The sequence below is a fragment of the Ferroplasma sp. genome, from assembly GCF_037442045.1.
Taxonomy (GTDB): domain Archaea; phylum Thermoplasmatota; class Thermoplasmata; order Thermoplasmatales; family Thermoplasmataceae; genus Ferroplasma.
The window spans coordinates 32,756-41,061 of sequence record NZ_JBBIRC010000007.1 but is presented as its reverse complement, the minus strand read 5'-3'; the positions used below and the strand labels follow the sequence as shown (position 1 = coordinate 41,061).

At 33.4% G+C, this 8,306-nt stretch carries 10 protein-coding genes and 1 tRNA gene; 5 read left to right on the top strand and 6 right to left on the bottom strand.

What is annotated here, in order from left to right:
* Positions 1-333, bottom strand: a 333-nt coding sequence (locus tag WKI77_RS01980) for a helix-turn-helix domain-containing protein (protein WP_337860156.1), incomplete at its 3' end; no start/stop codon positions are given.
* 181 nt (positions 334-514) lie between these two features.
* On the opposite strand from WKI77_RS01980, the gene WKI77_RS01975 reads away from it, so the two are divergent.
* Positions 515-1,201, top strand: coding sequence for a hypothetical protein (locus tag WKI77_RS01975; RefSeq protein WP_337860155.1), 687 nt, complete (start codon positions 515-517; stop codon positions 1,199-1,201).
* A gap of 22 nt (positions 1,202-1,223) precedes the next feature.
* The gene (locus WKI77_RS01970) at positions 1,224-2,771 is read left to right on the top strand and encodes a tRNA uridine(34) 5-carboxymethylaminomethyl modification radical SAM/GNAT enzyme Elp3 (RefSeq protein WP_337860154.1); all 1,548 of its coding nucleotides are present in this window, start codon (positions 1,224-1,226) and stop codon (positions 2,769-2,771) included.
* Here WKI77_RS01970 and WKI77_RS01965 read toward each other — a convergent pair whose 3' ends face one another.
* The 3 genes from WKI77_RS01965 to WKI77_RS01955 form a co-directional block, all read right to left on the bottom strand.
* Positions 2,772-3,428 (bottom strand): class II aldolase/adducin family protein, encoded by a 657-nt coding sequence (locus WKI77_RS01965; RefSeq protein ID WP_337860153.1) that lies wholly within the window; start codon positions 3,426-3,428, stop codon positions 2,772-2,774.
* A 37-nt stretch (positions 3,429-3,465) separates the two neighbouring features.
* Complete coding sequence (locus WKI77_RS01960; RefSeq protein WP_337860152.1) at positions 3,466-4,275, bottom strand: universal stress protein; 810 nt, start codon at positions 4,273-4,275, stop codon at positions 3,466-3,468.
* Between the two features lie 65 nt (positions 4,276-4,340).
* Positions 4,341-4,415, bottom strand: a tRNA-Glu gene (locus WKI77_RS01955).
* A gap of 244 nt (positions 4,416-4,659) precedes the next feature.
* Here WKI77_RS01955 and WKI77_RS01950 point away from each other — a divergent pair.
* The 3 genes from WKI77_RS01950 to WKI77_RS01940 are packed head-to-tail and all read left to right on the top strand — an operon-like array spanning position 4,660 to position 7,239.
* Positions 4,660-5,517 (top strand): hypothetical protein, encoded by an 858-nt coding sequence (locus WKI77_RS01950; RefSeq protein WP_337860151.1) that lies wholly within the window; start codon positions 4,660-4,662, stop codon positions 5,515-5,517.
* Between the two features lies 1 nt (position 5,518).
* Positions 5,519-6,340, top strand: a complete 822-nt coding sequence (locus tag WKI77_RS01945) for an ABC transporter permease (protein ID WP_337860150.1) — start codon at positions 5,519-5,521, stop codon at positions 6,338-6,340.
* Positions 6,340-7,239 carry an ABC transporter ATP-binding protein gene (locus tag WKI77_RS01940; RefSeq protein ID WP_337860149.1) on the top strand — a complete coding sequence of 300 codons (900 nt, stop codon included), beginning with the start codon at positions 6,340-6,342 and terminating at the stop codon, positions 7,237-7,239. Before WKI77_RS01945 ends, WKI77_RS01940 begins: the two co-directional genes overlap by 1 nt.
* Here the strand turns inward: WKI77_RS01940 and WKI77_RS01935 are convergent.
* On the bottom strand, positions 7,217-7,708 hold the full coding sequence (locus WKI77_RS01935) for a hypothetical protein (RefSeq protein ID WP_337860148.1): 492 nt from the start codon (positions 7,706-7,708) through the stop codon (positions 7,217-7,219). The genes WKI77_RS01940 and WKI77_RS01935 overlap by 23 nt on opposite strands.
* Positions 7,695-8,072, bottom strand: coding sequence for a ribbon-helix-helix domain-containing protein (locus WKI77_RS01930; RefSeq protein WP_337860147.1), 378 nt, complete (start codon positions 8,070-8,072; stop codon positions 7,695-7,697). The genes WKI77_RS01935 and WKI77_RS01930 overlap by 14 nt, the downstream gene beginning before the upstream one ends.
* Positions 8,073-8,306: the final 234 nt, after the last annotated feature.

Sequence of the window (8,306 nt, the reverse complement as noted above, 5' to 3'; positions counted from 1 at the left end):
CAGATCAAGAAGATCCATGAATCCTTTCCTGTTGAATCTCATGCCACTGTTTATGTCTGAAAATACTTTACATCCTGGGGAAATTAATTTCAGTCTGGTGATCTGTCTTTCAAGGTCTTCCTTCTGCTCTATTGAGGAAACCCTTGCATAGATGTAAGTAACTCTTCCGTTCTGTATTCCAAGAATTCTGTTAATCTCACTTTCAGGTATTCTCCTGAAATTATTCTGCATTCTCACGCATTTTATCTTTCCTTCCCTGTCCCACATTCTTAATGTTGTGGGATGGATCTGCAAGAGCCTGCAGGCATCTCTGAGTGTGTAAAGTTTCTCCATATATTATATCAATGTTCCCCAATAATATTTAATATTTTCCTTTAACTGCTAAAGCCCTTTTAATTTTACCTGTTCAATATCAATCAATTATAATAATTATATTTTAATGATTAAACTTATGATTAAACTTTTAAAAAATAAATTATAGAAAGAATAATATAATATGTTTTAATTGATAAGTGTGGAATATACATATAAAGACGGAAATATATATCAGGACGATAATGTTGTATATGCGATAAAATCCAATTCTTCCAGCTTAGGAGCAAAATCAATAGAGATAACTAATGCATCAGGATTACAGAGTATTGATATTGATAAGGCTCCAGGAGGTTATAAGATCAGCCAGGGATCTATGGATATGGGCAGTATTTCCAGAAATCTTATTATGAATTATAATGGAAGAACATACTCACTATCAAAGCCATATGCAGATAATAATACCAGGAAAATGGATATGTTATCGGATGGAACAAAAATTGGAACACTGACATTCGGTGCAGGAGTGCTTACTGGAACGTATGATTATATGAATGATGAAGTGCCTGCTGTTGTATATATGAGCGTAATGTCACCTTATGTCAAAACCACTTATAATAATCCAAATAATGCACAGGCTAAAAGGGCGAACATGTATAGAATGCCACGCATTTATGCAATTTTATCCAATGTAGTTTTCCTTGTAGCAATTGTTATTATACTGCTTTCAAACTTTCTTGGCATACCTGCGGATTATGACTTTCTTATCCTGATTATTGTTATAGCATTATCTTTTATGATAAGATCAATGGGTCGAAAGAAATACAGGGAACAGCAACAGAATAATAATAATGATGATGATGATACTGGAATGAATAAAAATTTATAACCATACACAATTATCATTTATTATGGACTTTTATGATGAAATAACTTCTGAAATAATAAACGGAAAAATAAAAGATAAGGAACAGCTTCAGAAGGAGAAATTATTATTATCCAAAAAATTCTACCTTGATGTGGTTCCCAGTGATGTTGAAATATTGAATTATAGGAATAACAGGAGGTTCATTCAGTTATTGAGGAAAAAACCCACAAGAACTGTTTCGGGTGTTGCTGTTGTTGCAGCAATGACGTCACCTGAGGCATGCCCGCATGGAAAATGCATATTCTGCCCAGGTGGCGTTGACAGTAATTCTCCACAGTCATATACAGGCTATGAGCCATCTGCACTTAGAGGTAAAAACAATTATTACGATTCTTACAATATTGTATTTAACAGATTAAAGCAGCTTGAAACTATAGGCCACGACACAAGCAAAGTAGACCTTATTATTATGGGAGGCACATTTACTGCAAGAACAAAGACATATCAGGAAGAATTTGTCAAGGGCTGCATTGATGGAATGAATAAAATAATATCAAAATCACTTGACGAAGCCATTCTGGAAAATGAATTCGAACAGAGGCGCTGTGTGGGTATGACCATAGAAACAAAGCCGGACTGGTTTAACGAAAATGAAATCGATGAGGCTTTGCATTATGGAACTACAAAGGTAGAACTTGGCATTCAGGTGCTTAATGATCAGATACTTCGCATTAACAGAAGAGGGCACGGAATTGAGGAAATCATAAGGTCAACACAAATGGCAAGGGATGCGGGATTAAAAATACTTTATCATTTAATGCCGGGTATGTATGGTTCTTCTTATAAAGAGGATATTAAAAGTTTTGATATTGCAATGTCTGATGATAATTTTAAGCCCGACATGCTAAAAATATATCCAACCCTTGTTGTCAAAAATACTGCTCTTTACACTTACTGGAAAAAAGGGCAATATGTTCCATATGATACTGAAAAAGTTGTCAGGATGGTAACATATTTCATGAAAAACATGCCTCCATGGGTCAGGGTCATGAGGATGCAGAGAGATATACCTGTAAATTTTATTGAGGCTGGAGTAAAAAGAAGTGATTTGCATAACCTTGTAGACATGGAAATGAAAAATATGAATATAAAAACCATGGAAATCAGAACCAGAGAAGTAGGAATAGTTAAGGATTCGTTCTCGGAGGACTATAAACTTGTAAGGAGAAATTACAGGGCAGCAGGCGGTGATGAAATATTCCTTTCCTTTGAGAACTCAAAAAATGATATTATAGGCTATTTAAGATTAAGAATGCCATCTGATAATGCACACAGAAAGGAAGTTTTATTTTCATCTGTCATTCGGGAAATAAAAGTTATGGGAAATATCGTGCCGATAGGTTCGGAATCAAGTGAAAACTGGCAGCATCATGGATTTGGTAAAAAACTTCTGGATGAGGCTGAACGCATATCTAAAGAAGAATATGATAAAAAACGCATTATAATTATTTCCGGAATAGGTGTTAGAAATTATTTTAGAAAATACGGTTATGAAAGGCTTGGACCGTACATGGCAAAGGAATTATTTTAATTATTTCCAGTTCTTCCACTGGTTCAGGTAATTATCCGACATTTTCATAAGTTCTGTTACATCCTGATCTGGAAGCACATTAACAGTTCCCAGAAGTTTCGCAGTGATGAATATCTTTGCTGATTTTTCTAAAACCTGCGATGCTACTATTGCTCTTTCCATGTCTTTTCCTACCGAGACAGCACCATGATTTTTCATTATTGTAGCATTATTGGAAGATAATCCCTCAACAACATATTTCGCCAGTTCTAATGTACCGGTAAGTGCATATTTAGAAACGTTAACTCCATTGCCAAGCAGCATTGCAGTGTCCTCGGTTACTGGTGGAATTCTATCATCTGTTACAGAAAGTACAGAAGAGTATATTGAATGCGTGTGCACTATTGCCATAACATCCTTCCTGTTCCTATATATTTCATAATGCATCAGCCGCTCGCTTGATGGCTTAAGGTCTCCATCAATTATTTTTCCATTTAAATCTGTTACTACCATATCCTCTGCAGTACTTTTAGAATAATTTGTGCCGCTTGGTGTTATTACCACATTGCCATCTGAAGTTCTCATGCTAATATTTCCCCAGGAACCCACTGTTAAATTGCTTTTTACCATTTCCCGGCATGCATTTAAAACAATATTTCTTTCATTTTCATAAAGCATTTTGAATAATTGCCATTACGTATAAAACATTTTTTTGTTATTTTTTTACCAGTATAGTATCAATATCTGGCTCCTTAATTATAAATTTGATGTCAGATGTCATTCTGTAGTTATTTGTTTTTTTCGTTCCAACTATTATGCAATCTGGATTATCCGATTTTATATAGCTTCCTACTTCTTCTTTAATTCCTGTTAAACCGCCGGCTCTTATAATTCTAATATCAATCATGCTATCAGAAAGAGCTGCTGGATTGTCTATAAGAGTCTTAAACTGATGAACTGTGCCCCTATCATATTTTCTTAAATCAAGCAAAGTTATGTGTGATTTATTTAATTTGGCCAGCTGTATTGCAAAATAAACTGCCGCCCGCGTGTTTATGGATTCCGATATGGGCAATAAAATATTTGCATATGGGTATTCCCGGTCACCTGAACTCAGTATTGCGGCCGGTATTGTAGAATTCTTCAGTATATAATCTCCGATATTTCCAAAAATGGAACTGGAGAGCATTGACCTTTTTCTTGTTGAAATGAAAATAATATCATAGTTATGCCCTGTTGTTTCAGTAATTATTCCATCCCTTGCATTATCGAATGTTTGTATCTTGGGGATCACTTTAATTCCAGCCTTTTTTCCTTCATTATAAGCATCGGTTACGAGGCTGAGCCTTGCAGAATTATTCCCAATGGATGATCTCTCCCGAATTGTTATTGCGGTTATTTCGGAATTGAAATTTCTGGCTATATCATAGGAAAGTTTTAGAATTTTGCTGGAATTGGTGCCCCTGAACATCGGGACGATTATGTGGTTCATTTTTAGAAAGTAAGAACGGGAAGATTCAAACATACCATATTTATGTATAAAAAGAATATAATAATTGCGATTTCAATATATTAAAACAAAATACGGGTTGCTCCGGCCGGGATTTGGACCCGAGTCGGGGGATTGAGAGTCCCTAATGCTTGGCCTGGCTACACTACCGGAGCTCGCTATCATTATTACTTTTTTCTATTTAATATATTCATTTAATCGCATTATAAGCGCACCAATTTTGAAATACTGTAAACTTGCAATTATGCAAGAATGTATTCAGAACGAATTTTAAATGTTGTAGCCCTTCTTCAAATATACTTAAAAATAATACAAACAATGTTAATTAATTCAAAATGATTAATATATTAATGTTTATTAATTTCAAAAGGTTTTTCAATTAGATTTATATGTGTATATGTGAAACCTCAAACTACAAAAATTATTGTAATCATAATTGCGGCTGCAATAATAGCACCTTCAGCATATTTTGCATATGAATATTATTTAGAATCAAATATATCAACATCATCTCAGCCTTTTGATTATATACCTGGAAATTCTACCATGATTTCTGCGGTTCATAATAATGGAAGCGAATATTTTGTATACCTTGATGGCGGCAGCTTTGGAGTGGTTGCGAATACTTCATCCACATCTATTCTCGATTCTAATTTTACCTCCTCAAATAGCGCGGCCATTACATCCAGCAATAATGGAAATCCGTTTTCCGGATCAAATGTAAAAACAAGTACATATGACGGTGTTACTGTTTACGAACTTCAGAATGTTAATATTTCTGGATTGCTGGTAAAACTTGCCAACTATACCGGCAAAAACCTGAATACTACTGTAAACATATTTGCATATGAAACATCAGGCAATTATGTCGTAATGGGAGAGCAAAATGCAATAAATGAATCAATTAAAGATCGCCTGAGCTCACAGGATGCTGTCCAGCTTCAAGGCTACCTAAACCAGAGTTATAATGTTTCAGCATATTACAGAGTTAATAATACTATTCCCACAATAAGCTACATTACCATAGATTCAACAGCAAATAAATCATACATAAATATAATGCCTGCAAGTAAAGATGACCTTAAAGTGGATGAAATATTGATTTCAGGGCTTATTTCAAACCCAAATGTGAATAACATAATAGGAAATGGTACTTTATCAGCTTCTAATGGCATGATCCATTTAAACATTGATAAGGGCTATACAAGTTTGTCAGCATTACTTAAAACATTAAATAAGGGAGTTTCATTAGATTAATATGATAAAGTCATTAACCATTTATATACAGTATGTTAAGAATTATTACAGGTCAAGAAGTTTTTTTCTTATGCTTTTCCTTATAATTTTAATTGGGTCCATGATGTCTTATTTCTCCTTTAAGTACGTAAATGACCTGCCTAAATTTTTGGGCAGTACTGTATTTCCGGTATCTTTAAAAGTAGAACTATTTTATTACCTGTGGACTCTCGTACTTCTCTATGTGCCGGTATTCGCTTCCGTGTTCTTTGGCTCACCAGCAATATCCAGTGAAATAGAAAACAAAACTGCATATTATATATTTCCACTACCAATAAACAGATATAAATTATTTTTTGGAAAATATTTTGCTGCATTTACCGTTACACTATTTATTATAGGCATATATCTTATATTTGAGGTGTTCACTTTATCTTTGCTGCTTCATCAAATTCCTGTAACTTATTTTCTGGAATCTTTTGTAATGATTTTACTATTTATATTTAGCATAATGGCAGTAACTTTCCTCATAAGCGCAATTTTCAATAAAAATACGTATGCGTATATCACTGTTTTTGTTATATATTACATATTTTTTGAAGCAGGTTCATTTATAATAGAACTGTTATACAAATATACACCAGTATATTTCCTGAATGATGCTGCTAGCATAATTGAAAGAGTTTATATTAATATAAATCCTGGAAATGCCTTTGTAAGCCATATAGATATAAATCCAGCCCCATTTTCTGATATAATGCTTTCTGCACTTATTATGATAATATACGGTGTTGTAGCACTGGTAGTAGGTATGCTTTTATTCGAGAAGAAGGAGGTTTCATAATGGAAATAAATATGGAAGAATTAACAAAAAATTATGGGAAAATTCGAGCACTTAATTCAATCAACCTCAAAATAGAAGGGCATGGATGCACTGGCTTGCTTGGCCCAAACGGTGCAGGCAAAACCACAATACTAAAACTTGCTACCAACATAATAAAGCCTTCAAAAGGGAAAGTAGAACTCAATGGTGTAAACGTTGCTATATATCCGGAGAAGGCACTGGCATCTGTTGGTGCACTTATTGAACAGCCGGAATTTTACAGTTATCTGACAGGATATGAGATAATGGAATTCACCTCAAAAATCAAGGGGATGAGCAGGAATGACTTCAGGGATGATATAAAGCGCCTCGGTGAATTAACAGAATTAAATAAATTTATGGAAAGGAAAACCGGTGACTATTCCCGCGGCATGAAGCAAAGACTTGCGCTTTCAGTTGCAATGCTTGGAAACCCAGAAATAATAATTCTTGATGAACCAACTTTTGGGCTTGACCCGAAGGGAATGGTCGATATAAGGAATATTATAAAAGGGCTATCAAGAGACCATCTTGTGCTACTCAGCACACATCTTATTTCGGAAGCACGCGAATTGTGCGATAGGACAATAATAATAAACAGTGGGAAAATAGAATATGATTCTGTTGTATATCCAGAGAAGAGCCTTATAAAAATTACAGCAGAAAATAATATGGAGATTACAGGAGAAGGTATAAAAAATTATTCCAGGGATGGAAATACAATTATAATAGAAAAAGAGCCAGCAATAAGCAACAGTGATATAATCAGTGGCTTAATAAAAAGTGGGCTTAAAATAGATTATGTTGAGAAATTTGATAATCTGGAGGAAATATATGTATCAGTTATTAATGGGAAAATTAAGGATAATAATTTTCCATAAGGAATTTTCTAAACTTACTGAATGAAATGAAGTCTCTACCATTAATATGAAATTTTCCATTGCTGTATTTTACATGCAGGAAAAGAATTCCTTTGGAAGAAAGGTCATTGCATAAAGACGAGAATGTATTTGATGAATCAATCAGCACTGATATGATGGAGCCATCAGTCAGAAGCGGCATGGCCTGATCTATTGAATTAAATATGCCGTTTCTAATAAATTTGTATTTTGGCGTTTCAATTTCTCTTTCTATTACAACGTTTCCATCCTGTTCAACTTTCTGCAAAGATCTGTTTGTATATTCATCAACAGATATTTTATTTACAAGCTTTTGCATTGCAAAAAAGTTACTTGTTTCCTTCATCTTGCTGCTTAAACCTTTAAATATTTCACGATTGTCGGATATGAATGTAAAATACTTAAAATCCACATTGGCCATCATTCCTTCAAGTTCATCATAGTTTATCATATTCTTTTTCTCCTCCCAGTATTTTTTCTATTTTGCTATACTCACTATCTTCACTTTTCAACATTTCTGAAACTATATTATGATTCCATGCCTCTTTTATAATATCTTCATATGCACTGTCAATGCTTTTATAATATCCAGCTGCAACCATTTTACTGATCGCCTTTTCTATTAATGGATCTGGATGTATGCTATTGTTTTTAGTTATTATGCCCACTCTCTTAATAGAAATATATTCCAGTACGGCCATTCTGATAAATTCAGATCTGCTGGCATAAGTGTTATTGGATGAAAGAAAAGAATCTATTTCATCAAGTTCATCATCGGAAATGCGTATTGTAAGTTTCCCGTTCTTTTCATTCATTATTAAAGTTAACAGATAGAAGTATTTAAATTTATGTATTGTACATACATTTTATACAATTTGTACGTTTTAATATTATAAATCAAATAATGTACATAATTTATTTTATATTAAAACACGGCTTTTATAGAATTTTTTATTATTTGAAATTCTTAATAAATTTCATATTTTTATTATGTACATTTAATTTTAATAAATAATAATAAAACAATATTAATTAACAAGTTTGGAATC